The 25,927-nt window shown below is 68.1% G+C and carries 23 protein-coding genes and 1 pseudogene; 7 read left to right on the top strand and 17 right to left on the bottom strand.

Annotated elements, in window-relative coordinates; all coding sequences use genetic code 11:
* Positions 1–274: 274 nt before the first annotated feature.
* Positions 275–1,804 (bottom strand): PucR family transcriptional regulator, encoded by a 1,530-nt coding sequence (locus tag BLV57_RS38565; protein ID WP_143047263.1) that lies wholly within the window; start codon positions 1,802–1,804, stop codon positions 275–277.
* A gap of 196 nt (positions 1,805–2,000) precedes the next feature.
* Between BLV57_RS38565 and BLV57_RS38560 the strand changes: the two genes are divergently transcribed.
* Positions 2,001–3,317, top strand: coding sequence for a deoxyguanosinetriphosphate triphosphohydrolase family protein (locus tag BLV57_RS38560; protein WP_091298673.1), 1,317 nt, complete (start codon positions 2,001–2,003; stop codon positions 3,315–3,317).
* A gap of 15 nt (positions 3,318–3,332) precedes the next feature.
* On the opposite strand, the gene BLV57_RS38555 is transcribed toward BLV57_RS38560, so the two are convergent.
* Entirely contained in the window at positions 3,333–4,973 is a 1,641-nt protein-coding gene (locus BLV57_RS38555; protein WP_091298515.1) for a protein-arginine deiminase family protein, read from the bottom strand.
* 225 nt (positions 4,974–5,198) lie between these two features.
* Here BLV57_RS38555 and BLV57_RS38550 point away from each other — a divergent pair, with 225 nt between their 5' ends.
* Positions 5,199–6,044 (top strand): SGNH/GDSL hydrolase family protein, encoded by an 846-nt coding sequence (locus tag BLV57_RS38550; protein ID WP_342741232.1) that lies wholly within the window; start codon positions 5,199–5,201, stop codon positions 6,042–6,044.
* 42 nt (positions 6,045–6,086) lie between these two features.
* On the opposite strand, the gene BLV57_RS38545 is transcribed toward BLV57_RS38550, so the two are convergent.
* The 5 genes from BLV57_RS38545 to BLV57_RS38525 form a co-directional block, all read right to left on the bottom strand.
* On the bottom strand, positions 6,087–6,665 hold the full coding sequence (locus BLV57_RS38545) for a TetR/AcrR family transcriptional regulator (RefSeq protein WP_091298510.1): 579 nt from the start codon (positions 6,663–6,665) through the stop codon (positions 6,087–6,089).
* Positions 6,662–8,542: a YhgE/Pip domain-containing protein gene (locus BLV57_RS38540; RefSeq protein WP_091298508.1), complete on the bottom strand. Its 1,881-nt coding sequence runs from the start codon at positions 8,540–8,542 to the stop codon at positions 6,662–6,664. The genes BLV57_RS38545 and BLV57_RS38540 overlap by 4 nt, the downstream gene beginning before the upstream one ends.
* Complete coding sequence (locus BLV57_RS38535; RefSeq protein ID WP_091298506.1) at positions 8,539–9,189, bottom strand: ABC transporter ATP-binding protein; 651 nt, start codon at positions 9,187–9,189, stop codon at positions 8,539–8,541. Before BLV57_RS38535 ends, BLV57_RS38540 begins: the two co-directional genes overlap by 4 nt.
* 94 nt (positions 9,190–9,283) lie before the next feature.
* Positions 9,284–10,090, bottom strand: coding sequence for a GNAT family N-acetyltransferase (locus BLV57_RS38530; RefSeq protein ID WP_245757689.1), 807 nt, complete (start codon positions 10,088–10,090; stop codon positions 9,284–9,286).
* Complete coding sequence (locus BLV57_RS38525) at positions 10,087–10,875, bottom strand: class I SAM-dependent methyltransferase (protein WP_176969004.1); 789 nt, start codon at positions 10,873–10,875, stop codon at positions 10,087–10,089. Before BLV57_RS38525 ends, BLV57_RS38530 begins: the two co-directional genes overlap by 4 nt.
* Before the next feature lie 360 nt (positions 10,876–11,235).
* Between BLV57_RS38525 and rpsA the strand changes: the two genes are divergently transcribed.
* Positions 11,236–12,732, top strand: coding sequence for a 30S ribosomal protein S1 (gene rpsA, locus BLV57_RS38520; protein WP_091298500.1), 1,497 nt, complete (start codon positions 11,236–11,238; stop codon positions 12,730–12,732).
* Positions 12,733–12,800: 68 nt separating this feature from the next.
* Here rpsA and BLV57_RS38515 read toward each other — a convergent pair whose 3' ends face one another.
* Entirely contained in the window at positions 12,801–13,427 is a 627-nt protein-coding gene (locus BLV57_RS38515) for a TetR/AcrR family transcriptional regulator (protein ID WP_091298671.1), read from the bottom strand.
* 116 nt (positions 13,428–13,543) lie between these two features.
* Complete coding sequence (locus tag BLV57_RS38510) at positions 13,544–13,756, bottom strand: hypothetical protein (RefSeq protein ID WP_091298498.1); 213 nt, start codon at positions 13,754–13,756, stop codon at positions 13,544–13,546.
* Between the two features lie 167 nt (positions 13,757–13,923).
* On the opposite strand from BLV57_RS38510, the pseudogene coaE reads away from it, so the two are divergent.
* A pseudogene (gene coaE / locus BLV57_RS38505) lies at positions 13,924–14,832 on the top strand (dephospho-CoA kinase); the annotation flags it as partial.
* Positions 14,833–14,892: 60 nt separating this feature from the next.
* Here the strand turns inward: coaE and BLV57_RS38500 are convergent.
* The 6 genes from BLV57_RS38500 to BLV57_RS38475 all read right to left on the bottom strand — a co-directional run bounded on the left by BLV57_RS38500 (position 14,893) and on the right by BLV57_RS38475 (position 21,475).
* Complete coding sequence (locus tag BLV57_RS38500) at positions 14,893–15,519, bottom strand: response regulator (RefSeq protein WP_091298494.1); 627 nt, start codon at positions 15,517–15,519, stop codon at positions 14,893–14,895.
* Positions 15,516–16,739 (bottom strand): sensor histidine kinase, encoded by a 1,224-nt coding sequence (locus BLV57_RS38495; RefSeq protein ID WP_091298492.1) that lies wholly within the window; start codon positions 16,737–16,739, stop codon positions 15,516–15,518. Before BLV57_RS38495 ends, BLV57_RS38500 begins: the two co-directional genes overlap by 4 nt.
* A gap of 2 nt (positions 16,740–16,741) precedes the next feature.
* Entirely contained in the window at positions 16,742–18,265 is a 1,524-nt protein-coding gene (locus BLV57_RS38490) for an ArnT family glycosyltransferase (RefSeq protein WP_091298490.1), read from the bottom strand.
* 102 nt (positions 18,266–18,367) lie between these two features.
* Positions 18,368–19,825: a glycosyltransferase family 39 protein gene (locus BLV57_RS38485; protein WP_091298488.1), complete on the bottom strand. Its 1,458-nt coding sequence runs from the start codon at positions 19,823–19,825 to the stop codon at positions 18,368–18,370.
* Complete coding sequence (locus BLV57_RS38480) at positions 19,816–20,559, bottom strand: ABC transporter permease (protein ID WP_091298486.1); 744 nt, start codon at positions 20,557–20,559, stop codon at positions 19,816–19,818. Before BLV57_RS38480 ends, BLV57_RS38485 begins: the two co-directional genes overlap by 10 nt.
* A 10-nt stretch (positions 20,560–20,569) precedes the next feature.
* Positions 20,570–21,475, bottom strand: a complete 906-nt coding sequence (locus BLV57_RS38475; RefSeq protein WP_091298483.1) for an ABC transporter ATP-binding protein — start codon at positions 21,473–21,475, stop codon at positions 20,570–20,572.
* A 196-nt stretch (positions 21,476–21,671) separates the two neighbouring features.
* Between BLV57_RS38475 and BLV57_RS43540 the strand changes: the two genes are divergently transcribed.
* Positions 21,672–21,818, top strand: a complete 147-nt coding sequence (locus BLV57_RS43540) for a hypothetical protein (RefSeq protein ID WP_176968997.1) — start codon at positions 21,672–21,674, stop codon at positions 21,816–21,818.
* 352 nt (positions 21,819–22,170) lie between these two features.
* Here BLV57_RS43540 and BLV57_RS38470 read toward each other — a convergent pair whose 3' ends face one another.
* Complete coding sequence (locus BLV57_RS38470) at positions 22,171–23,595, bottom strand: FAD-dependent monooxygenase (RefSeq protein WP_091298480.1); 1,425 nt, start codon at positions 23,593–23,595, stop codon at positions 22,171–22,173.
* 61 nt (positions 23,596–23,656) lie between these two features.
* Between BLV57_RS38470 and BLV57_RS38465 the strand changes: the two genes are divergently transcribed.
* The gene (locus tag BLV57_RS38465) at positions 23,657–24,229 is read left to right on the top strand and encodes a TetR/AcrR family transcriptional regulator C-terminal domain-containing protein (protein WP_091298478.1); all 573 of its coding nucleotides are present in this window, start codon (positions 23,657–23,659) and stop codon (positions 24,227–24,229) included.
* Here BLV57_RS38465 and BLV57_RS38460 read toward each other — a convergent pair.
* Positions 24,210–24,710: a ribonuclease FAU-1 family protein gene (locus BLV57_RS38460; RefSeq protein ID WP_091298476.1), complete on the bottom strand. Its 501-nt coding sequence runs from the start codon at positions 24,708–24,710 to the stop codon at positions 24,210–24,212. The two genes, BLV57_RS38465 and BLV57_RS38460, sit on opposite strands and share 20 nt — an antisense overlap.
* An 83-nt stretch (positions 24,711–24,793) precedes the next feature.
* On the opposite strand from BLV57_RS38460, the gene BLV57_RS38455 reads away from it, so the two are divergent.
* Complete coding sequence (locus BLV57_RS38455; RefSeq protein ID WP_091298473.1) at positions 24,794–25,921, top strand: DUF5685 family protein; 1,128 nt, start codon at positions 24,794–24,796, stop codon at positions 25,919–25,921.
* Positions 25,922–25,927 lie beyond the last annotated feature (6 nt).

Here is a 25,927-nt window from a genome sequence, read left to right as displayed (position 1 = left end):
TCGTCGTGAGGGCAAAGGAATCCGGCGTGGCGAGGTAGAGATGGCCAACTCGCCGCCGTGGTGCTCGACCCATTAGTGCGCGAGTACAACGTCGGCGGACTCCTGTGGTCTCGGCGCACAAATGGCCGGCACTTTCCCCTGCGACACCCGCTGTCTCCCTCTCCGTCAGACCCGTCGACTAGCAGGATCGCGGGTGACGGGTGGTGCCGTCTCTGTGCGAAAGCGACAGCAAATTTACGCGATGGTGTTGCATTCGGCCAATCCTTGCCGGGCTTTACGTCCACAACCGAAGTTGCAGCTCCGCCACCAGTCGCTGTTCGGGGTCGTGGATGTCGAGCCCGGAGACCTCCTCGATCCGGCGAATCCGGTACCGGAGGCTGTTCGCGTGCAGGCCCAGCGCCTTCGCGGCTGCGGGCACGTCACCGAAGTGATCGAGGTACGCGCGCAGGCTGCCGAGCAGGTCACTGTCGTGCTCGGAGTCGTATCCGGCGAGCAGCGCGACGGGCGTCAGCACGACGTACTCCCTGCTGCCGATCTCGTCGAGCATCAGCGCCAAGGTCGCGGCGCTGGCGACGTCCCGCAGCCGGGCGACGGATTCTTCGCGCCCGAGCAGCACCCGATGCGCCAGCGAAGCGGCGTCACGCGACGCCGGCGCCTCGGCGAGCCCGTCGACGACGTCGCCGACCCCGATCTTCACCTCGAGCTGCTCGGACAGCCGCCGTGCGATGCGCATCGCTTCGTCGTCGCTTGCCAGCTCGGCGAGCAGCACGTAGATCCGCCGTCCCTCCGCGAACGCGACCGACGGCCGCCGGAACGCGGCGCACTCCAGGCTGATCAGGTTCAGCAACCCGCGTGCCGGTATCGCTTCCGGTTGGTAGAAGAGCAGTACGGCACAGCGTGTGTCCAGTCTCAGCGACGACCGTAACGCGAACACCTCGGCTGACACGTGCCCGTTCAACAACGCCCGAGCGGACTCCTCGATCAAGAACGGCTCGCCGCCCTCACGAGTCTGGCGATGGATCATGTGTGGCACGGCGGCCCTGGCCGCCGCGCGCAGTGTGTCGGGCACGCTCGCGGGCAGGTCCCGCCCGGCCGCGGCGACCCAGATCGACCCGAAGATCTCACCACCGGCCTTGATCGCGATCGCCAGCCGCTCGGGCGAGTCTCCTACGGCTTGCCGGTGCACGACGTCACCCGAGGTCCACAGCGCCCGGAAGAACCCGTTCTCCCGCAACGCTTCCACCCGTTCCGGCGACATACGCTGCCCGAGAATCGTCTGCCGCCGGATCTCATCGACCGACTCATCGGTCCGCGAGAACGCGAGCACCCGCGACTGCATGTCCTCGATCGTCACCGCCCCGCCCGCCGCGTTCCCCACCGCGTTGGCGAACGCGGTCAGATCCCCGAGCGGCACACTCTCCAGCTCGTCGTCGACCTGGAGCCCCGCGCTCGCGAGCCCGGCCCTGATCAGCCCGACCAACTGCGACCAGGTGACCCACGCCGTCCTGACCAGCACGGCGACCCCCGCCTCCGCCGCGACCTCGCGCAGTGAGGCGTCCCCGCCGCGCAGCACAACTCCTGCGGCCATTGCCGCGCCTGCCTGGCGGATCAGGTCGCCGGCGTCCTGAGGTCCAACCCCGACTCCGAGGACCAGCTGACCACGCCAAGTTTGCTGGTCCGCAGGGTCGTAGACCTGCACGCCAGTGACCCGCACGGCCAAGCCCTTGGGCAGGCTGTACGCCTCCAACACTCCGCCGCCGAGCACGGTGAGCAGCCGCTCAAGGGAAACTGCCGCCTCGTCCACGGTGCTCAGCTTAGACGGCAGCCGAGAGCACAGGAGAAATCAGATCGCAACAGACCCTGCTGAATGTCTCGGCTTACTAACGTCCTTCAGGCGTTGTGGTTAAGCGCCTTGAGCCATTCGGATGAACGGTGTTCAACGCTTTAACGGTCGACCAACCTCGGGCGACTAGGCCTGATACCAGCCGGAGGGGATGACCATGGGTTCGAAAAGCCGGAAAGAGCGATATTACGGCGATGACGCCAAAGAGGACTTTCGCGGCCCGTTCGAACGTGATCGTGACCGCGTGCTCTACTCGTCCGCATTTCGTCGGCTGGCTGGAGTGACTCAGGTTGCGGCGGTCAGTGAGCAGCGAGTGCTGCACAACCGGCTCACGCACAGCCTCAAAGTCGCGCAACTGGGACGCCGGATCGCGCAGCATCTCGTGGTCCTCTCGCGGAAGAAGGCCAAGGCCCACGGTGTCCACCCTGACGTGGTCGAGACGGCCGGGCTTGCTCACGACATCGGGCACCCGCCCTTTGGCCACATCGCGGAGGACGTCCTCGACAAGAGGCTGGGCAAAGCAGGGGTGCCAGAGGGGTTCGAGGGAAATGCGCAGTCGTTCCGCCTTGTGACCAAGCTAGCTCGGCGGCGTAAGGAGCACCCAGGGTTGAATTTGACTCGGGCGAGTTTGAGCGCGATCCTCAAATACCCACGGACGAGGGCTGACAAGCCACGAGACGAGCCTTACTGGACGGATCGTTCCCGCGGTGCGAAGTGGGGTTCGTACGAGAGCGAAGCCAAAGACTTCGCCTGGGCCCGGCAAGGAAAGAACCCGCATGTGCGCTGCGCGAACGCGGTGCTCATGGACTGGGCGGATGACATCACGTATGCCACCCATGACATCGAGGACTATTTTCGCGCGGGGCTGATACCACTGCATGACCTCGCGCGAGACGCCGATGCGTTGCGTGAGCACGGCGCGGAGAGGCTGGCCAAGAATCACCACGGTTTCTCAAAGGATGCCTTCGGCGAAGCGTTGAATGCCGTTCTGACAGGACTCAACGGGCAAGACCGAACCCGATTCTGGGAAACCCGCGAGAACCGGGCCTGGCTCAACGGAGTCACATCCGCGAACCTCACAGAGTTGGTCGACGCGGCGCAGTACGACGAGCAGCCACCGTATGTCGTGGTTGACAGGAGTGCGCAGTACCTCGTCGAGGCCCTCAAAGAACTCACCTGGTTCTACGTGATCGACAGGCCCGCGTTGGCCATGGTGCAAGAAGGCCAGAAGAAGGTGATCGGTAATCTTTTCGATGAGCTTTATGACTGCCTTGACCGCGATCCTCACAGTCACAAAGTGCCGGTGATGCTGCGCGAGCTGTACCAGGACGCCAGGGAGAACGGTGATGAGACCTGTTGTGCGCGAGCGGTCGCCGACTACATCTGCCTGCTGACCGAAGGACAAGCAATCGATCTCGGCGAACGCATGAATGGAACCACGCGCAGCTCGATGTTCGGCGCGTGGTTCCACTAGGTCCACGACCACCGATCAGCCGACGTCGCGCCAGGCATTGGTGGTGCAGTGGACCTCGCCGCCGCCCTGATGTGCCCAGCTGAAGTCGTCGACCCAGCGCACCCGGACCTGGTTCGCGGCCAGCGCCCGCTCGGTCACTTCCTTGAACACGTCCCTGCCGCGCACGACCGGGCCGTGCGGGTCGGGCGGCAGGAACAGGTGCTCGTTCACCGAGAGGCCGTTCGGGATGCCGGGCGTGAAGGCGACGAACAAGGGAAAGGTCTGCAGCTCCTGGAAAAGCACGGGCACGTGGAGCAGCTCGTCCGGCCGCAGCCCGGTCTCGGTGAGCATGACGCGGACCATGTCGTCGATGTGACGGGCGGCGGTTTCGTTGCCGGTCAGGAACTTCTGGTCGGCGAGCAGCTCGGCGGCGGTCGGCTTGTGCCCGGCGGCCGTGTTCTCCAGCAGCTTCGTCGGCGGTGGGACCTGCTTCAGCAGGCCGACGGCGAGCCGGGGGTCGGCGACGACCAGTGTCCAGCCGCGGGAGTTGTTCGCGCGCACCACGTGCAGGGGTTCGTCGACGTGACCGACGGCCAGCCACGTCGTGTCGAGCACGATCGGCGGCTGCCTGCCTTGCGCGGTCAGCATCTTGATGAACGCCGGGTCGGGCTGGCGAGAGGCGCCGCTGCCATAGACGAGACGACCTTGCGGGAAGCCAGGGTAGGGCGGCACGGTTTCGATGTTGCCGGTCGCGTTGATCAGATCCTTGCCGAAGTAACGACTCTCCACTGTGTACTCCTGCACGACCGCCACGTCCGGCCCTCGGAAGTCCCGGAACAGCAGCCTGCCCGCCGGTCGCGGCGTGGGGCCGGACCCCATGTCGAACACGTTCGCCGAGCGGATCGCCACCCGCATGGTCTGCGTTCCGTGCCGTGTCGGCATACTCGCGCTCGCCGGTTCGAAAAGGTCTTGCCACCACACGTCTTTCCACCACTGGGCGGTGCCGGTGATGAACTTCGTCTTGGCTTCCTCGCGCAGGGGAGTGCTGAACTCGTCCCAGCCTTCGGGGAAGCCCTGCGGCAACGGGACGGCGTCCGGCCAGCCCGGTCCCTGCCCCGGACGGGCGGCGAACACGGTGGTCGCCCGCTGCAGATCGTTCTGTAACAGAAGGGGCGCGACACGCATGCGGTGACTGGCCTTGAGCTTTCCGTCCACGGTCAGCTTGACGGTCACCCAGCCGTCCCAGCGCGCTGGATCACGCACGATGTCGCGCCCCTCCACCCCCAGTTCCACGCCGTGGCGCAGCTCCGCGCCGGACAACCGCGTGTCCGGTGAAAATCCCCCATTCCGCTTGACGAACACCCGCGCCTGACCGTCCACAGTGACCTGACCGGCCGTGCCGCCGACCCGGCCTACCTGCACCCTGGCCAGATCCAGTTCGTCGCGCGCGCCGTTGACCTGGTCGTCGGCGGCGTCGTTGCAGGCCGCGAGCCGGACGTCCGCTTCGGGGCCGGGCCGGTCGAGATCGGCCGGGTCGACCTGGCAGCGGTGCTGGTCGTCGTCGAGGTTGGGCAGGAAGACCACGTCCCCGCTCAACGGCGCGCCGGCGGCCACCACGGCCGGTGCGCCGCACAGCAGCAGCACCCCGGTCAGCAGCCCGATTCCCCTGGCCCCCATGCGAAGTCCCTCCCTTGTGGCGATGGAGGCGACGCTAGCGGCTGGAATCCGGGGCGGGGTCCTCCCGAAGGTGGAGGCGGGGGTGGACTTTCGGCGCAGGCCTCGTCCCACAACTGAGTGAAAAATCGCTCGGGTGGATTCGTCCTGACTAACGTCGGAAGGGTTCAAAAACGGTCTATCCGGGGAGGGTGAAGAACAATGCGCATAAGACGGCTACTACCGCCTGTGCTGATCGTGGGCGTTTTGCTCGCGTCGTCGGCCACCGCGTCGGGCGCTCCGGAGTTCCACAACTACGTGGCACTCGGTGACGGCTACGCGTCCGGGCCATTCATCCCAGTCCAGTTGGACAATCCGACGGGCTGCGGCCGGTCGAACGCGAACTATCCGTCGCTACTGGCGAAGAAGCTGGGAGTGGCCTCGTTCACCGATGTGAGCTGCCTGTACGCGGACACCACGTATATGACCCGGCCACAGAGCGTGCCGTTCGACGGGACCAACAACCCACAGTTCGATGCGCTGAAGCCCGCCACCGACCTGGTGACGCTCAGCATCGGCGGTATCGACTACGGCCTGATGAGCAGCCTGTTCACGGATTGCCCGAAGCTGCGCGCGCAGGATCCGACCGGCAATCCTTGCGAGAAGAAGCACCAGAACGGTGGTGTTGACACCGCGCTGGCGGCGATCGCGCAGATCGAGCCCCGCGTCGAGACCGTGCTGGGCGGCATCCATGAACGCTCGTCGGGCGCCCACGTGGTGGTCGTCGGCTATCCCCGGATCTTCCCCGCGAACCGGACCTGCCCGGAAATCCTGCCGTTCGCCGACGGCGACTACGTCTGGATGCGCCTGGTCATGCAGCAGCTGAACGAAGCGCTCAAGGACGCTGCCGCCAATGGCGACGCGTCTTTCGTGGACATCGCCGGCCAGTCACAAGGCCATTCGGTGTGCGCGCCCGGCGACGCGGCGTGGGTCAACGGCAAGGACGACAGGCCACAAGACGCGAAGGCCTTCTACCCGACGAAGAATGGTATGGCGGCTACCGCCGAAATGATCGCCAAGTATCTCCAGAACTGAGGCCTCGTGAGTGGTACGGCCGGTTAGAACCGGCCGCGCCACTCACGACCCCATACCGCGCACGAGGATCATCACGGAGTCGCGCACGTCCGCGCGCGTGCGCTGCGGCTGGAACACCTGCCAGTCCAGCGCGACCACGAGCATCGTGCCGAACAGCCCGGCGGCCGCCGTCGGGATGCGGACCCCGGGCGGCAGCCTGCCCGCGTCGTCGATGCGCTGGAGCTGCTCCTTCACGATCGAGATGATCTCCTCGCGCAGGAGCGTCAGGGTTTCGTGCCACTGGCCGGGCGTCCGCCACATCTCCGAGACCAGGATCTGCGAGAAACCCGGGTACTCGGCGATGAACTCCAGCGCCGCGTCGACCTGGGACTCGAGGACCTCGAGCGGGTCGTCGTCGGAAACGGCCGCGCGCAGCCGGTCCGACAGCAGGCCGACGCCGTACCTGAGCAGGGCGTCGACCAGCCCGTCCTTGCTGCCGAAGTTGTAGTACACCGTGCCCTTGGCGACTCCGGCTTCGGCGGCGATGTCGTCGACCGTCAGGCCGACCAGTCCGCGGGTGGAGGCCAAGCGGAGCGTGGCTTCGAAAAGCTTCTGCTTCGTGGCCTCCCGGCGCGGACTCACAGCGACAGCTCCGGTTTCAGCGCCGACACCGTCCACACGCGACGCTTGCGGGCCGCGAGCGTCGACACCAGCAGCGCGCCGACCAGGTAGGTCAGCAGCACCGCGATGTCACCGAGGATCTTGGTCGACGCGCCGGTGTACATCAGGTGGCGGAAGCCGTCGATCGCGTAGCCCATCGGCAGCACGATGTGCAGCGGGTACAGCGCGTCGGGGATGGTCTGCCACGGGAACGTGCCGCCCGCGCTGACCAGCTGGAGAACCAGCAGCACCAGGCCGAGGAACTTGCCGACCGCGCCGAAGAACGCGTTGAGCGCGTGCACCACGGCGGTGAACGTCAGCGACACCAGGATGGCGAACCCGATCGCGCCGAGCGGGTGCGCGATGTGGATGCCGACCAGCCAGGTCACCGCGCCGAACAGGACGATCACCTGCGCGATGCCGAGCACGGCCGAGGACAGCCAGCCGCCCAGCGCGACGCGGAACGGTGACGCTCCCGCGGTCAGCGCCCGCGTGGCGAGCGGGCGGAGCAGCAGGAACAGCACGAACGCGCCGATCCAGGTCGCCAGCGAGATGAAGAACGGGGCCAGCCCGGCGCCGTACGTCCCGGCCGAGGCCGCCGAGGCCGAGTTGATCGCGACCGGGTCGGCGATCGTGTTGGCGGTCGCGCTGCGGGTCGGGTCGTCGGGGTTGGGGATCTGCTTGAGGCCCTCGTTGAGACCGTCGCGCAGCTGAGCCGACCCGTCCGCGAGCTGGTTGGTCGCGGTGACCGCCGTCTTCTCGCCGTCCGCCAGCTTGGTCGCGCCTGCGCTCAGCTGGTTGCCCGCGTCGGCGGCTTGGGCGATACCGGAGGCGAGCTGCGGCGAGGCGGCGGACAGCTGCGCGGCGCCGTCGGCGACCTGCTTGGACCCGCTGGCGAGCTGGGAGACCTGGGAGTTGGCGTCCTGGATCTTGGTGTTCGCGGAGTCGAGCGGCGCGCGCAGCGTGCCCAGCGCGGACAGCACCTGCTGCACCTGCGCCTCGGGCAGCCCGTCGGCGCGCAGCTTCTGCGCGAGCGAGCCGTTGACGCTGTTGAGGTTGCTCTGCAGATCGGCCGAAGCACTCGCCACCGCGGAGGCGGTCGACGCGATCTTCGCGTTGCCCGCGGCGACCTGCGACGCGCCGTCGGCGAGCTTGCTCGCCTGCGAAGGCAGGTCCTTTGTCTTGTCCCGCAACGTGTTCAGGCCCGGCGAAAGCTGACCCAACCCGGACGCGAGCTGGTTGGCGCCGTCGGAAAGCTGTGCCTGGCCGGATTTCAGCTGGCCGAGCCCGTCGGCGAGCTTGTTCGCGCCCGAAGCGGCTTCGGCGATCTTGCCGTAGATGGTGGAGAACCCGACCAGGAACCGGTCGGCCGCCTCGCTGCCGACCTTCTCCGCGATCGTCTTGCGTACCTGCTCGGCGACCTGCTTGGCGATCGTGCCGGACAGATAGTTGTTGGCGTCGTTGGTGGTCAGCGTGACCGTCGCCTGCTGTGGCTGGAACGTCCCGACGCCGAGCAGCGCCTGCGAGAACCCGGCCGGGATGCCGATCGCGAACGAGTACTTGTCATCGCGCACGCCGGCCTTGGCCTCGTCGGCCGACACCTCGTGCCACTGGAACGTGCCCGACTTGAGCAGCTCGTCGGCCACCTCGCGGCCGACGTTGCGGCCGTCGGAGCCCTGGTCGTTGACCACGACCGCGGCGGGCAGCTTGTCCAGCCGCGAGTACGGGTCGAAGTTCGCGTACAGGTAGAAGGACGCGTACAGCAGCGGGACCAGCACGAGCGCGAGCATCGCGAGCTTCGGCAGCTTCCCGGCGGAGAGCCTGCGAAGCTCGTTCAGCGCGATCCGGATGGCGGTCATTCCTGCTCTCCTTCGACCTCGCGGCACACCTGCGGCGAGGGTTGGTCCAGTTGCCCGACACGCGCGGGCTCGACGCCCAGCGCGATCAGGGGAGTGGTGGTCAGCACGACCACGGCGAGGCCGGCGGCGGCGTTCTCCCGCGCCAGCGCCATCCACGCGCCGAGGTCGGAGGTGTGGCGCTCGGGCTGGTCGAGCACCAGCATGCGGATCCCGCGGCGGCTCGCGGCCAGCGTGGTCAGCAGCCGGGTCCGCGTGGCGGGCTCGATGTTCTCGAAGCGCACGTTCGCCAGCGGGGCGACGTCGTGCTCGGTCAGCCAGGCCAGCACATCGGCCTTGCCCGCCGGCTTGTGCGCGAGCGCGAGCTCCTCGCCGACGACGACCCGCAACGGCAGCGCGTCGTCGGGCTCGGTGACGCCCGGCGCGTCGACGATCGCGACCAGGTCCTGAAGCTTGGCGGGCTCGTCGACGGTGACGGTCCCGGTGGCGGGCTTGATCCGGCCCGCGAGCGCGAGGCCGAACGCGGTCACGCCCACCCCGGGTTCGCCGTGCACGAGGGCGAGTTCGCCGTCCGAGACGGTCAGCGAGGTGGGTGGTAACAGCGTGCCGTGGGGTCCTTCGACGGACACCCGGTCGGCTCGAACCTGCACGGTGACTCCCGTATTTAAACTGACTGGTCAGTTCAAAAGGTAGCCCTGTGCTGGGGGTTGATCAAGCCGAGGGGGTGCGCGTCACACTTCCGGGTCACCGAATCGCCGACGCGGGACGGACCTCCCAAATCGTCCACAGGGGACGGTAACCCTGCCGCGGCCAGAAAACGGACGCGAGCGGGTTCGGCGGGTTGTAGTACAGGTAGGTCCCGACGGCGCCCGCGTGGTGGAACTCGTTGTGCACCAAGGACATCAGCGCCTGCCCGAGCCCGCCGCCGCGCGCGCCGGGCGCGGTCACGACGTTGTTCACATAGCCCCAGCGGCCGTGTGGCAGCAGTTCCGCCGCCCACGAATCCGGTTCGGACTCGACCCAGCCGCATTCCGCCGCGGCGATCACCTCGCCGCCGCGCTCGGCGATCCAGACGAGCTGATCGCCCTCGAATTGACGCTTCAGCTGCGGGCGGAGCAGTTCCTCGGTCTCCGGGCGCTTCGGCGAGGACACCAGCCCGGTGTAGTCGAACGTGGAGATCGCCATGCCGAGCACGGCCTCGAAATCCGCTTCGCGTGCCCGGCGGATCGTGACGCCGTCGACCGTGACGACCTCGCCGGGCGGTGAGGTGCGCGTCGCGAGGATCGAGATCGGCACGAAACCGTGGTCGAGGAAGGCGCGGATGGCGTGCGCGTCGTGGCTCGGCCAGTTGACCATGCACGCGGAGTCGGCGGGCGGCGCCAGTTTCGCCATACGGTCGCACCACGCGCGCAGGTGCGCGTCCATGTCGGTGGTCTTGTCCGGCGGGAACAACTGCCAGACCTCGGCGGCCGACCACAGCCGCTCGACCGAGCCTGGGCCGTAGTCGTGCCTGCGGAGCACGGCTTCGCCCAGCCGCTCTTCGTGGCTCACGGCTTGCGCGTGCGGAAGATCGCGGTGCCGGGGAAAAGCTTGCCCCGCAACGGACTCCACTGTCCCCAGGTCCGCGTGTGACCCTCCGGCCATTCCGGTTCGATCAGGTCTTCCAGCGTCAGCCCGGCGCCCGCCAGCGCGCGGACGTAGTCGCCGAGCGTCCGGTGATACTCGACGTAGGTCGCCTCGCCGTCCTCGCCGACCTCAACGTAAGGCGTGCGGTCGAAATACGGCTGCGTCGCGGTCAGCCCGGTCGGCCCGGGATCGTCAGGGAAGATCCAGCGCATCGGGTGCGTCACCGAGAAGACCCAGGCCCCGCCTGGGCGAAGAACGCGCGAAACCTCGGTGAACACCGCGTCGATCGAAGTCACGAATGGCACCGCGCCGAACGCCGAACAGGCCAGGTCCATGCTCGCCGTCGCGATCGGCAGCCGCTCGGCGGTCGCCTGCAGCAGCGGCACGTCGAGGCCGGTGCGCCGGTTGCCCTCGCGGGCGTGGCGCAGCATGCCGCCGGACAGGTCCATCCCGACGACCCGCGCGCCCTGCTGGGCCAGCCAGCGCGCGCACGCCGCCTGCCCGCAGCCGACCTCGAGCACCCGCTTGTCCGCGACCGGGCCGAGCAGTCCGGCGTCAGCCTCGCGGACACCCTCCGGGCACCAGACGAACTCGGCGTCGCCGAGGAACTCGCCGTGGGTGGCCTGGTAGTCGTCGGCGTCCGCGTCCCACCAGGCGAGGTTCGCCGCGGTCGCCTCGCGGGTGCCGACCGCGCGGTACGAGGTGCCCATGGTGCCGAGACGCTCTTCCGCGCGCGCGTGGCGGTCGTCGGGGGCTGGGGCGGGTGAGACGCTCAACGGGATATCCTTCTCGCAGGTCGGGGCCTATACGCGGAGCCTAGCGGCGGTCAAGATCCCGCGAGCGGACCCTGATTGTGTCCCCTACAGGGGGCCGCGTAGGATATCTGTTAGCGCAGTGGGTTCGCGCTGCCTATCCCTCAGACGTGTTTCGTTGATCGGGTTCGGGCCGCGCACCGTTTGCGGTGATGTTCGCGGTCTTTTCGAGGTCGTTCGCAGTCGCCTATGCCGGTTCCCGCCGTGCCCAACAACTGCACACCCACTAATCCATCCATCACCGGAGCAACCCGCCTAATGACCATCGACACCGCCACTGCCCCGACTTCGTCCGGTACCCCTCAGGTCGCCGTGAACGACATCGGGTCGGAGGAAGACTTCCTCGCCGCCATCGACAAGACGATCAAGTACTTCAACGATGGCGACATCGTTGAGGGCACCATCGTCAAGGTCGATCGCGACGAGGTGCTGCTCGACATCGGCTACAAGACCGAGGGCGTCATCCCCTCGCGCGAACTGTCCATCAAGCACGATGTCGACCCGGCCGAAGTGGTCAAGGTCGGTGACGAGGTGGAAGCCCTCGTTCTCCAGAAGGAGGACAAGGAAGGGCGCCTGATCCTGTCCAAGAAGCGTGCGCAGTACGAGCGCGCCTGGGGCACGATCGAAGAGCTCAAGGAGAAGGACGAGCCCGTCAAGGGCACCGTCATCGAGGTCGTCAAGGGTGGTCTCATCCTGGACATCGGCCTCCGCGGCTTCCTCCCGGCCTCGCTGGTCGAGATGCGCCGTGTCCGCGACCTGCAGCCGTACGTCGGCCGCGAGCTCGAAGCGAAGATCATCGAGCTGGACAAGAACCGCAACAACGTGGTCCTGTCCCGCCGCGCCTACCTGGAGCAGACCCAGTCCGAGGTCCGCAGCGAGTTCCTCAACGCGCTCGCCAAGGGCCAGGTCCGCAAGGGTGTCGTCTCCTCGATCGTCAACTTCGGTGCCTTCGTGGACCTGGGTGGCGTCGACGGCCTGGTGCACGTCTCCGAGCTGTCCTGGAAGCACATCGACCACCCGTCCGAGGTCGTCGAGGTCGGCCAGGAGGTCACGGTCGAGGTCCTCGACGTCGACATGGACCGCGAGCGCGTCTCCCTGTCGCTGAAGGCGACCCAGGAAGACCCGTGGCGTCAGTTCGCCCGCACCCACGCGATCGGCCAGATCGTGCCGGGCAAGGTCACCAAGCTGGTTCCGTTCGGTGCGTTCGTCCGCGTCGAAGAGGGCATCGAGGGCCTGGTCCACATCTCCGAGCTGGCCGAGCGCCACGTCGAGATCCCGGAGCAGGTCGTCCAGGTCAACGGCGACGTCATGGTCAAGGTCATCGACATCGACCTCGAGCGTCGTCGCATCTCGCTGTCGCTGAAGCAGGCCAACGAGGGTGTCACGCCGGACGCCGAGTTCGACCCGACCCAGTACGGCATGGCCGCCGAGTACGACGCCGAGGGCAACTACATCTACCCCGAAGGCTTCGACCCGGACACCCAGGAGTGGCAGGAAGGCTTCGACAAGCAGCGTGAGGAGTGGGAGCGTCAGTACGCCGAGGCCCACACCCGCTACGAGGCCCACATGAAGCAGGTCGTCAAGGCCGCCGAGGCCGACGCGGAGGCCGCTGCCGACGCGGCGACCGGTGTCACCTCCGGCGACGGTGGCGAGCAGTCCTACACCTCGGCCCCGGCCGAGGCGAAGAGCGGCGGCACCCTCGCCTCCGACGAGCAGCTCGCGGCGCTCCGCGAGAAGCTCTCCGGTGGTGCGTGAGCTTCACCGCTAGGTAGCTAGCGAAACGGCCCCGAGTCCACATCGGACTCGGGGCCGTTTTTCTTTGGCTACAGGCCGAGACCGTTGATCATGGCGAGGATGCCCTCGCGGTAGACGGGCTCGTTGGCTTCCGGGGTCGGCTGCAGGAACCAGCCGGGCAGCGGGCCGCGCAGCTGCTGCACGAGTTCGACGCTGACCAGGCCGTGCATGGTCGTCCACAGCAGATACGCGAGGCGCACCGCGTCGGCGCCCGGCGGGCAGGCGCGTTCGACGCGCTTGAGCAGGACGCTGAACGATTCGCGCAGCACGGTCACGCGCAGTGCCGGGTCGGGATCGAAATCCGGAACCGGGCGTTCGAACATGAACGCGTAGCGTGCCGGGCTCTCCAGCCCGAAGTCGCGATACGCCAGCGCGCAGACCATCAGGTCCTCGCGGGGGTCGTCCGTGGGTGGCGGAATGGCGTCGAGTGCTTCGGAAAGCAGCTCGAACACGCGCTCGTACAGGGCGTCGAGCACGCCGGCCCGGCCGCCGAACCGCGTGTAGACGGCGATAGTGGTGGAGCCGGCGAGCTCCGCGACCGCGCGGACGGTCAGCCCGGCGACCCCGTTCTCGACGAGGAGTTTCAGCGCCGCGTCGAGGAACTTCGCGCGGTGGACCTGCTGAGAGGGCCGGGCGGTGCCATGTCGGGTCGCCATCTGCCGCATCCCCCTCCGGGCGCCGTGTTGCGACAGAAGATACGATATTGCGGCCGTTAAGGGAACGCGTTTGACCGGCCGGGTTCATCCCCGACCGTCCACAGGCGACGCCAGCCTCAGGTGGTGGCGGGGATCCAGATGCGCTCGAGGGCGGCTTCGCGGGCCTTGCGGCGCAGCCCGGCGAGGCTGTGCTTGGCGGGGACCATCATGGCGCTGAACCAGGTGCGCCGATACTCCTCCAGCGCCAGTGACACCGCACGGTGTGCGACACAGTGCACCAGCCCCGGCGTGCCCAGCCGGTGCCTCCCGACGTGCTTACTGGTTGCCATCCATTCCTCCGTGTGGGCGACCACTCCGCTTCGCACCGTACGCAAAGCGAGTATCCAAGCGTGGAACGCGACCGGCGTGTCACCCATATCAGTTCTGTCACGCCGACCGATGATCTTGCTTAACGGCGGCCGCTGTGCAGCGGGGAGCGTGCATTAGGGTCTGACGCATGCTGCGCGTGGGACTCACCGGCGGGATCGGTGCAGGTAAATCGACGGTCGCCGGGCGCCTGGCCGAGCACGGGGCGGTGATCATCGACTCCGACAAACTGGCCCGCGAGGTGGTCGAACCCGGCACCGAAGGACTCGCCGAGATCGTCGCGGCATTCGGTGCCGAGGTGCTTTCGGAGGATGGCAGCCTCAACCGGCCGGCGCTCGCGGCGAAGGCGTTCGCCGACGACGAGTCACGCAAACGGCTGAACGCGATCGTGCATCCGAGGGTCGGCGCCCGCACCGCGGAGCTGATGACCGGCGCCGCGCCGGACGCGATCGTCGTGCACGACATCCCGCTGCTGGTCGAGAACGGGTTCGCGCCGAACTATCACCTGGTCATCGTGGTCGACGCGCCCGTCGAGACCCGGGTGCGCAGGCTGATCGAGTCGCGGGGCATGCCGGAGTCCGACGCGCGCGCCCGCATCGCCGCGCAGGCGACCCCGGAGCAGCGCCGCGCGGCGGCCGACGTCTGGCTGGACAACGGCGGCGCGTCGGACATCGTGCTCGCCGACGTCGACGCGCTGTGGGCCGACCGGCTGGTGCCGTTCGAAGCGAATGTGCGCCTGCACCGGGCGCGCGAGGCCGACTCGCCGAAGACCGTGCCGTACGACGAAACCTGGCCTGCCCAGGCGGCGCGTGCGATCGCGCGGCTGAAGCTGGCGGCGGGGGAGAAGCTCTTGAAAGCCGAGCATGTCGGCCCGACTTCGGTGCCCGGCCGGTCGGCGCCCGACGTCATCGACCTTGAGCTGACCTTGTCCACTGTGGATGATCAGGTGACGAAAGCGTTTGCGGACGCGGGATTCCCGCGTGCCGAGAACGGCGTGCACCTGAGCGCCGACCCGGGGCGCCCGGTCAGGGTGCAGGTTTTTTAGGACCGGGATAAAGCGGGCTTTATCCCGGGAAAAGCACCCGGGATAAAGCCCGCTTTATCCTCGTAGGAGGCCGCGCTCGAAGGCCGTCGCCACGGCCGCGGCGCGGTCTTTGACGCCGAGCTTGGCGTAGGCGTGCAGCAGGTGGGTCTTCACCGTGGCCTCGCTGATGAACAGCTTCTTGGCCGCTTCCTTGTTGGTCGACCCGCGCGCGATCAACGCCAGCACCTCGATTTCGCGCTGGCTCAACGGTTCCTGCGCCGGCGCGCGCATCTGGCCCATGATGCGGCTGGCGACCGCGGGGGAGAGCACGGCCTCGCCGCGTGCCGCCGCGCGAACGCCACGGAAGAGCTCCTCGCGCGGCGAGTCCTTGAGCAGGTAGCCGGTCGCGCCCGCCTCGATCGCGGGCAGGACGTCGGAGTCGGTGTCGTAGGTGGTCAGCACCAGGATTCGGGCCGGGTTCTTGCGTTTCGTCAGCTCGCGGATGGCCGACACGCCGTCGTGGCCCGGCATGCGCAGGTCCATCAGCACCACGTCGGGACGCAGGCTTTCGGCGAGCGTCACGGCCTCGTGGCCGTTCGCGGCCTCGCCGAGCACCTCGAAGTCCGGCTCACCCGTGAAGATGCCGCGCAGGCCGTCGCGGACGATCGGGTGATCGTCGGTGATCAGGATGGTGATGGTCACGACGCTCCTGAGATCGCGGGCACGGTCGCGGACACGGCGGTGCCGCCCCCTGGTTCGGACTCGATGTCCAGTGTCCCCGAAAGCCGTTGCGCGCGTTGCCGCATCCCGGTCAAGCCATAGCCCCAGGTCACCTCGGCGAACCCGACGCCGTCGTCACGCACGTCGAGGGTCACCTGATCCTCCATATAGGACAGGGTGACGCCAACGCGTCCGGCGTTCGCATGCTTCGCGACGTTGGTCAGCGCCTCCTGCGTGATCCTCAGCAGGGTCGCCTCGATCTCCGGATGCAACGGCCGCGCGGTGCCCGTGGTGGTGAACTGAACCGGCACCGATGCGCGCTCGGACCATTGGGCCGACACCTGGTCGAGCGCCTCGGGGAGCGTGGCCTCGTTCAGCTGCTGTGGCCGCAGCGCGTGCACGGTGCGCCGGGCTTCCGCGAGGTTCTCCCTGGCGAGCGCGGTCGCGTTGTCCAGGTGCCGCTGCCATTCCGCCGCGTTGTCACGCGCCTGCCTGGCGGCTTCGAGCTGGGTGATGATGCCGGTGAACCCCTGCGCGAGCGTGTCGTGGATTTCCTCGCTGAGCCGCTGGCGCTCGTCGAGCACCCCGGCTTCACGCGCCTGGCTCAGCAGCTGCCGGTGCAGGCCCGCGTTCTCTTCCTGCGCGGCTTCGAGTTCGTCGTTCGTCTGGCGCAGCTGGCTGTTCTGCTTGGAGATCTTGGCCGAGATGAGCGTGCCGACGCTGACAGCGGCCGTCTGGACCACGATGATCGGGATCCACAACGCCGGTTCCTGCGTGAGGGCGATGGCAGGCCCGCCCGCGGGCATCGTGTTGATCAGGAACGAAGTGGCGAAGATGCCCGCCACGGCCACCGGCAGCGGGCGCAGCCGGAGAGCCTGGAAGAACCCACTGATCATGAAGATGAGGAACAGCGGTTCCCTGGTGATCAGCAGCGTCGCCAGCACCAGGGTGCCCACATAGGACACCGCGATGGCGAAACCGTTGTCGCGCAGGCGTTTCGGCGGCCACGTCACGGTCAGCGTCAGCCAGAGCACCGTGGCCGCGAGCAGGGTGAGGGTGACCGGCAGCCCCGGCCAGGTGTGCGGACGGCTGAGGCTGACGGCCGTCGCGATGACCAGCAGGATGTACGGCAGCAACTGGTCGATGTTGGTCCGCCATGGCCACCACAGATGGGTCACTCGCTCTGGCGGCCACAGGTCCATGATCAAGCCTTCAAGTCCTTGACCAGCGGCCAGATCACCGACCATGGCTGAGTGCGGTCGTTGAGCAGCCACACCGGCATGTTCTGGCTGGAGTTCTTGACGCCCAGGTGGTTGTTGATCCGCAGCACGATGTTCGCGCCCTTGAAGTGCGCGGCCAGCCGTTGCGGCTCATAGCCGACGAAGAGCACGTTGGTGGCGGTCTCCGGCGGCTCGCCGAAGTACCAGAACCCACGGCTCGCGCTGTAGGCGGGCGGTAGCCCGCGCTCGGGGCCGTAGCGGTTGAGTGCGCCCGCCTGCCAATAGCCGGTCGTGACGATCGACGTGTGCGCGCGCAGATCCGGCGGAAGGCTTTGGTACGCCTGGGAAACCGAGTCGGCCATCTGCGGCCAGCCGATCTCCTCGTGCGAGTACGCGGGACGCAGCGTGCTCCTGTTTTCCGCGATCCAGTGGATCGGCTGCAGCGGCACGACGTACGGCAGCGTGTACACCGCCGAAAGCACGAAGACCGGCCAGGTCGGGATCCAGCGCCACCACAGCGCCGGGCGGTGCTTGCCGATGTACACCGCGGCGGCCGCCCAGCAGATCGGGTACATGCCGGAGATGTAGTAGTACCGGCCGTTCGCCACGATGAACACGATCGTCAGGCCGACGACCGTCCAGCCGAGGAACCGGTACGGCCGCTGCTCACGGGTGAACAGCAGCGTCGCGAGCCCGAACAGCACCAGGAACGCGCCGATCGCGAGGCCCGCGCCGGTCAGCGCGCCGGGAATGAACCCGGCACGGCCGCCCCAGCCGCCGTTGACCTCCTTGGAGATCGCCTCGCTCATGCCGAGCTGCGGCCAGTCGTTCGCGGACTGCCAGAGCAGCGTCGGCAGGATCGACACCGCCGCGATCGCGCCACCGATCCACAGCTTCGGCCTGGTGAAGATCTCGCGCGGGCCGAACGCGAGCACCGCGACACCCGCGACCACCCAGAACCCGGCGATCAGGAACTTGACGTTCAGCGTCACCGCGGTGGCGACGCCGAGCCAGATCAGCAGATTGTCGTCGCGGGTCCGGATCCAGCGGACGATCAGCCAGAGGATGACCGTCCACAGGAACGGGTCGATCGTCGACGTGGCCAGGTAGTGGCCACTGCCGACGAACTGCCCGCAGATCGCGGCCGCCCCGCCCGCGAGCAGCTGGGCCTTGCGCCCGCCGCCCATCTCGCGGGCGATCAGCGCGGTGAACACCACGGTGGCCGCGACCGCGAGCACGGCGGGCAGCCGGAACACCACCAGCGACCCCGGTGCGATCGCGTCCATCAGCGCCGCGAGGAGCGGCAGCACCGGGGGCTGGTCGGCGTAACCCCAGTCGAGGTGTTTCCCCGCGGCCCAGAAGTACAGCTCGTCGCCGAAGTAGCCATAGCGGCCCGAGACCAGTAGCAGGACCAGTCCTGTCGCGGCTGCCATGATGAACACCGGCCGCCTCGCGAACTCGGCGGTCTCGGTCTCCTCGGATTCGGCGGCCGCGGTGGCGGCGGTCATGCAAACTCCCAGCTGTACGTGGTCGAGGACGTCCCACTGCACCCTACGGGCGTGGCTCATACCACGACCGGGTGCGTTTACCCGCTGTGGCGCCCGACACAGTCAGAGCCCTAGGTTACGGAACGCGGGCCAGACCTCGGACCACGGCCCTTTCCTGCCGGTGGCGAGCCACATCGGTTCGTCCTGCGCGCCTCCGGTCCGGCCGAGCGCCCTGACCTCGGTGAAGTGCTGCCTGAGCGCCTCCTGGGGTTCCCCGACGTAGAGCACGGTGTCGGCCGTGTCCGGCGGGCTGGTGAGTGTCCAGTACCCGCGGCTGCCGCTCGACGGCTCGGGCAGCCGGTCGCGGCCGTAGTAATCGAGCGCGGCCGAGTACCAGTAGAACCGGGTGACGATCGCGGTGCCCGGCGGGAGCGTCCGGTACGTCGCCGCGACCGAGTCCGTGAACTCCGGCCAGCCGATTTCCGCGGACGAAAAGACCGGCCTCGGCAGGTCCGGGTCGGCCAGCCAGCTTTGCGGCCAGATCGGCAGCGCTCCGGGCAGCATGACCAGGAAGCTGAGTACGTAGACCGGCCACGTCGCGATCCAGCGCCACCATCGCGACGCCCGGCCGCTTTCGAGTTCCACGGCCGCTACCGCCCAGGAGAGCGGCAGCATCCCGGCGACGTAGTAGGCACGCCCGTTGACCGCGAAGAACAGCAGGACGAGTCCCACGGTCGTCCAGCCGAGGAAGCGGTATTCACGCCACCGCGCCGACCGCAGCAGCCGCCACAGTCCATAGAGCAGCAGCACGGCGCCGACCGGAAGCCCGGCGAGCAGGAGCGCCGACGGCAGGAACACCAGCCTGCCGCCCCAAAGGCTGCCGACCTCCGCCGAGATCGCCTCGCCCATCTCGAGCTGCGGCCACCCGTTGGCCGCCTGCCAGATCAGTGTCGGCGCGATCATGACCGCCGCGATTCCCGCGCCGGCCCACAGTTTCGGCCGCTTGAGCAGGTCCCGCGGCCCGAGGGCGAGCAGCGCGACCACCGCGAGCGTCCAGAACGTGCCGATGAGGAACTTCGTGTTCAGCGCGAGCCCGGTGACGACGCCGAGCCATAGCAGCAGGTTGTCGTCCCGCGTCCGGATCCAGCGGACGATCAGCCAGAGGATGACCGTCCACAGGAACGGGTCGATGGTCGACGTGGCCAGGTAGTGCCCGGTGCCGAGCATCTGCGTGCAGACGGCGAACGCGCCCGCGGTCAGTATTTGGGCTTTCCGCCCGCCCCCGAGTTCACGGGCGATGAGCGCGGCGAACACCACGCCCGCCGCCATCGCCAGCGTCGCGGGCAGTCGCAGCACGACCGGCGAACCGGTGTCCAGCAGCCGCGCGAGCAACGGAAGCAGTGGCGGCTGGTCGGCGTACCCCCAGGCCAGATGCCGACCGGCGGCGAGGAAGTAGAGCTCGTCACCGAAGAACCCATAGCGCCCGGACAAGACGAGCAGCAGCACCCCCATGGCACCGGCGATCGTGAACACCGGCGCCACGGCGAGCCTGGTGTCCGCGCGCTCCAGCGTCACTCCCATCGGAACAACCGGGCGGCGAGCGCCGTGCACACCACGGTGATCACGGTCATCGACACGAGGGGAAGCACGTGCAGCCCATTCCCGGTCCAGGCATCGCGCAGCGACGTCAGCGCGGCCCCGAGCGGCAGGATGTCGGCCACGGTCTGCAGCGCGCCCGGCAGCTGGTCCTTCGGAACCCAGACCCCGCCGAGCGCGAGCATCGGGAAGAACGTGGCATACCCGATCCCGGCCCCGGCCCGCCCGGTCGGCACGACCGCGGCGACCACGAGCCCGATCGAGAACAGCGACGCACCTCCCAGCACAACGCTGATCAACGCGTTGACCGGACTCGACGGCATCCCCAGCCCCAGCGCGATCCGCCCGACCACCACCACGATCACGATCACCGCGATCGCGGCCCCGACGGTGACCAGCAGTTGAGCGGCCAGCAGCCGGCTAGGCGCGACCGGACTCGCGGAAAGCCGTTTGAGCACCCCCTTTTCCCGATGCGTCGCCATCGCCATCGGCAGGAACATCAACCCCAGCATCCCCAGCAGCAGCGCCACGGCCATCGGCGCGATCACAGCGGAAAGCGCCGAGCTGCCACCGTATTCGGGTTTGGGCGTGTCGTTCCCCGGCATGATCCCGAAAACCACGAGCAACCCGAGCGGGATCCCCAGAATGCTGATCGGCCCACCCGGATCCCGCAGCAGCAGTTTCGCCTCGGTGGCGGTCAATTTCGCAAGCGCGGACATATCGTTCCCCCTAGTCCAGTTTCCGGCCGGTGAGCGCGACGAACGCATCGTCGAGATTCGCGTGCTCAACCCGCAACTCCCCAGCGATCACCTGGTGCCGAGCCAGCACGGACGTCACGGCGTGCAGCACATTCCCGCTCCCGGTCACCACCAGGACCTCCCCTTGCCGCTCGACCTTCCGAACCTCCGGCAGCGCGGCGAACAACTCCTCCGAAACAGGTCGCGACGGCCGGAACCGAATCCGCTGCTCATCATTGACCCCGGCCACCAGCCCACCCGGCGTGTCAACGGCGACAACCCGTCCACCATCGATAACGGCAAGCCGGTCACAAAGCCGTTCCGCTTCCTCCATGAAGTGCGTGACGAGCAGGATGGTCACCCCACTAGCCCGCACGGCCTCGATGAGATCCCAGGTATCCCGCCTCGCCTGCGGATCAAGACCCGTGGTGAGCTCATCCAGCACGGCGATCTCAGGACTCCCCACCAAAGCCAGCGCGATGGAGAGCCGTTGCTTCTGCCCGCCGGATAGCTTTTTGTAGGCGGTGTCCCGTTTCTCGGTCAGGCCCAGCGTGGAGACCAGCTGCTCCAAGTCAGCAGGCTTGCGATAGAACGAGGCGTACAGCTCGAGCGCTTCGAAGACCCTCAGCCGATCAGGCAGTTGACCCTCCTGAAGCTGCACTCCGACCCGCTGCCGCAACTCGGCCTTGTCCCGCTGAGGATCCAGCCCCAGCACGGAAATCTCACCCCGGTCCGGCTTCCGCAACCCCTCGACACACTCGACCGTGGTCGTCTTCCCCGCCCCATTGGGACCGAGAATCCCGAAAATCTCCCCTCGCTCAACGCTGAACGAAACATCCTCGACAGCGACCTTGTCCCCATAACGCTTGTGCAGCCCCCGCACCTCAATGACCGGCACCCCAGGACCCCCTTTCATTCGCACCCCGCAACCTTCGCGCGAATCACCGCCCTCCCGTATCGCCTCCCCGGCCACACTCCACCTCCACCACCCCGGCACCCCCGATCAACCAATCGGTGGACCCACCCCTCCACCACATCCCCTGCACCCACCCCCGCATCGCCAGCTCCACCACCCAGCCGCCACCCGTCCCTGGATGGACGACGCGCGTACCCAGCCGGACGACGCGCGTGCCTGGATGGACGACGCGCGTGCCTGGATGGACGACGCGCGTGCCTGGATGGACGACGCGCGTGCCTGGATGGACGACGCGCGTACCCGGGCGGACGACACGCGTACCTAGCCGGACGACGCGCGTTCATGGATGGACGACACGCGTACCTAGCGGGACGGCACGCGTGCCTGGGTGGACGACACGCGTACCCAGGGAGTCGGCACGTCGCCCGCCACGGCGTGGGACACGCGATGCCCGGGCGTGGGACACGAGGTGCCCGGGTGGGGGACACGGGGTGCGTGGGTGGGGGACACGGCGGAGCAAGCTCGGGCCCTCGCCGACTCGCCGTGTCGAACGCTCAGACACCCCGTGTCCCCCACCCGAGCACGTCGTGTCCCCCACCCACGTACCCCGTGTCCCACCTCCCCGCACCTCGTTCCCCTTGAGCGAGGGCAGGGGCGTGGGGGAGGCGGGCGGGGTGTCAGGGGGCGCCGAACCAGGTGTGGAGGGCGTGCTTGAGCGGCTCGTCGCCTTCGACCCAGCAGATGTAGCCGTCGGGGCGGACGAGGACCCCGGCGCCGTAGGGGGAGGGGAGCGTCGAGATGTCGGGTGCCACCGTGAGGCGTGGTTCCCAGTGGCGGGCCAGGTCGCGGTTGCGGGGGTCGTCGCTGAGCAGGAGCCCTTGTCCCTCGGGTAGGCGCAGGCCGCGGAAGCGGGTGCCCAGCAGCCGATGGGGTGACCCGGTCATCGGGTACCGGATGTCCAAACCGGACACCATGTTCGCCAGGTGGTGATTGGCTGCGGGCAGCACGGCCAGGTCGGCGAAGAGCCGCCGCGCGCCCGCGTTTTCGGGTTGGGCGAGCAGGCTGTGGGTCCGGGTGGTGTCGAGTACGCGGGCGGCGACCGGGTGGCGCTCGGACTCGTACGTGTCGAGCAGACTGATCGTGCTGTGACCCTTGAGGACGGCCGCGAGTTTCCAGCCGAGGTTCATCGCGTCCTGGATGCCGAGGTTCAGGCCCTGGCCGCCGACCGGGAAATGGATGTGCGCGGCGTCCCCGGCCAGCAGGACCCGGCCGGCCCGATAGCGCTCGGCCTGCCGGGCGGCGTCGGTGAAACGGGATCTCCACCGGACTTCCGAGACCTCGAGCGAGCCATAGAAACGGCGCAGGCCCGCCTGGAACTCCTCGTCGGTGATCGGCGCGGCGCGGTCGGGGAGCGGGCTGGTCAGATCGCCGAAGACCAGCCGGTACAGCCCAGGCCGGCCCAGCGGGATCATGCCGCCGAAGCCGTTCTCGCTCGCGGAGCGCTTGGGCAGCACGTCACGCATCGAGCTCCAGTCCGAGCGGACGCTGGGATCGCCGGTGGCCACCACGACGTCGGCCACGACGCCCCAGCCATGCCCATCGGTGCCGGGGAAGCCGATGCCGGCCAGCTTGCGGACGGCGCTGCGTCCGCCATCGCAGCCGACCAGGTACTTGGCGCGGATGACCTCGCCGTTCACCGTGGCCGAGACACCGTCCTCGTCCTGCTCGAGCGCGGTGAGTTCCTGCCCGAAGCGCACCTTCACACCCAGCTCGGCGAGCCGCGCCTCGAGGATCAGCTCGGTGTCCGCCTGCGGGATGACGAGCTGGTACGGGTGGTCGGTGTCCAGTTCGGTGTAACTCAGTGTCTGCCCGAAGAAGTGGCCGTCCCTGACCTTCGCCTGCGCCCGGTCGAGCACCGGCTCGAGCAGGCCACGCAGCGCGAAGACCTCCACCGAGCGCGGTTGCAGGTTCAAGGCCCGCGACTGCCCGCTCCGCTCGGGCGCGCGGTCCACCACCACTACTTCGGCGCCCGCCAGCGTCAGTTCGGCCGCCAGCATCAGTCCCGCGGGGCCGGCCCCCGCCACGATCACATCCGTGCCCATGACTTTGCTCCTTAACGTTGTTAAATTCGATGATGCCCTTAATGGTGTTAAGGTGTCAAGCATGGGTTTGACGAGGCAGGATCTGGCGCGGGCCGGGCTGAAGCTGCTGAACGAGGTGGGGCTGAACGGCCTCACCCTGCGCCTGATCGGCCAGGAGCTGGGCGTCAAGGCGCCGGCGCTCTACTGGCATATGAAGAACAAGCAGGAACTGCTCGACGAGATGGCCACCCAGATGTACCGCGACTACACCGCGGACCGGCCGGTGCGCATGGAGAACGGGGACTGGGAGGAGTTCCTGCGCACCCGGTCCTATGTGCTGCGCCAGATGATGCTCGAGTACCGCGACGGCGCGAAGGTCTTCTCAGGCACCTTCTTCACCGAGGAACAGCTGCCAAACGCTACGCCCGTCCAGCAGTTCGCCGAAGCCGGGTTCGACGCGGGCAAGGCGGAGCGCGCGCTGTTCACGCTGTACAGCTACGTCATCGGGTTCACGATCGAGGAGCAGGCGGTGTACCCGATGCCCGGCGAGCGGGACGAGCGCTATCCGGAGATGGACACGGACGCGCGGTTCGAGGACGGGCTCGCCATCCTGCTCGCCGGGATCAGGGCCTTCCTCAGTGACGGCGCCAGCTGAGTTCCATAGTGGACAGCCAGCGGCCCAGCTCGTAACCGTTGGCGGCCAGGCCATCGACGGCGGCGTAGGTCGAGGTGAGCGCGTGCTCGGCCTCGTCATCGCTGATCAGGCCGAGCTTCACGGCGGCGATCAGCTCGTCGGTGTCGATGACGTCGAGCCGCTGCTTTTCCTTCAGCACCAGGTCGATGTAGAGGTCCTTGACCCGCCAGACGTCGCCGTCGACGGTCACGGTCACCACGTCGAGGTAGAAGTCCTGGTCGCGCTCGTGGCCGGGGCTGAACCAGAAGTCGTTGACCCGCAACGACAGTCCGGGCAGTATCCACGATTCCAGGTAGTGGAACTGTGGCCTGCCGGGCACCGGCCTGGCCATGTACAAACCGGACTCGGTCAGCCGGTACTCCTCGACCTCGCGCACTATCCCCTTCGGATCGACGTTGGTCTTGGCGGCGAGGTCGAAGGTCTCGAGCTTCGGCGGATGCATGCGCTCATTTTGCTACGAACGTGACCTTTTCCGGCGCTGACACGGATAAGGTGCGCGCAGATCTTCACGAGGGGACCACGCGAATGTTCGGGATCATCAGACCCTGCCGTCACCGCCTGTCCGCCAGCCTGCACTCGGACTGGCTCGCGCACCTTTGCGGGCTCTGCCTCGCGCTGCGCGACGAGCACGGCCAGCTGGCCAGGGTCGTCACCAACTACGACGGGCTGGTGATCTCGGCGCTCGTCGAGGCGCAGACCGTGCGGCTCGACCGCCGTCGCCAGGCCGGTCCGTGCCCGTTGCGGGCCATGCGGTCCACCTCGGTCGCGAAGGGCTCCGGCGCGCAGCTGGCCGCGGCGGTTTCGCTGGTGCTGGCGTCGGCGAAGGTCGGTGACCACGTCGAAGACCGCGACGGGATGTTCCGCCGCGCCACGGTCGCCAAGGCGGGCAAGCGCGTCGCGAAGCGCTGGGCCGAACAGGGCACCCGGACCGGCTCCCGGATCGGCTTCGACACCGCGGTGCTGACCGAGGCCGTCGACCGCCAGTACGAGGTCGAACGAGCCGTCCACCTGGGCGATTCGGCGCTGCTCGCCACCGAGCCGACCGAGCTGGCGACAGCCGCGGCGTTCGCCCAGACCGCGGTGCTCGCGGGCAGGCCCGGCAACATCGCGCCGCTGACCGAGGCTGGCAAGCTGTTCGGCCGCGCCGCGCACCTGCTCGACGCGGTGCAAGACCTGAATGAGGACAAGGAAGCGGGCGCCTGGAACCCGCTCTTGGTCACCGGCACCGATCTGGCCGAAGCGCGACGGCTGTGCGACGACGCCGTGCTGGGCGTCCGCCTCGCGCTGAAGGAGGCGGAATTCGAGGACCAGGCGCTGGTCCACGCGCTGCTCGTGCACGAGTTGAAGCACGCGGTGCAGAACGCCTTCGGTGACGTGCACGGCCACCAGGCACCGGTCGACCCGAACTCGCCGAAGAAGCCGACGCGTGGTCCTCAGCGCGGCCTGCTGGCCGGGTGCGGTGTCGCGACGGCGTTGTTCTGCAGCTGTCAGTATTGCTGTGCGTCGGAGTTCCATGACCCGTGGACAGGCCAGCCTCGTGAGGGGTTCTGCCACAAATGTGACTGCTCCGACTGCTGTTCGAACTGTGACTGTGATTGCTGTTCCTGTTGCGACGGCTGTGACTGCTGTTCCGGGTGTGACTGTTCCTGTTGAGGGGGA

Source organism: Amycolatopsis xylanica (assembly GCF_900107045.1).
GTDB classification, from domain to species: Bacteria; Actinomycetota; Actinomycetes; order Mycobacteriales; family Pseudonocardiaceae; genus Amycolatopsis; species Amycolatopsis xylanica.
This window is presented reverse-complemented; position numbering and strand designations above follow the sequence as displayed.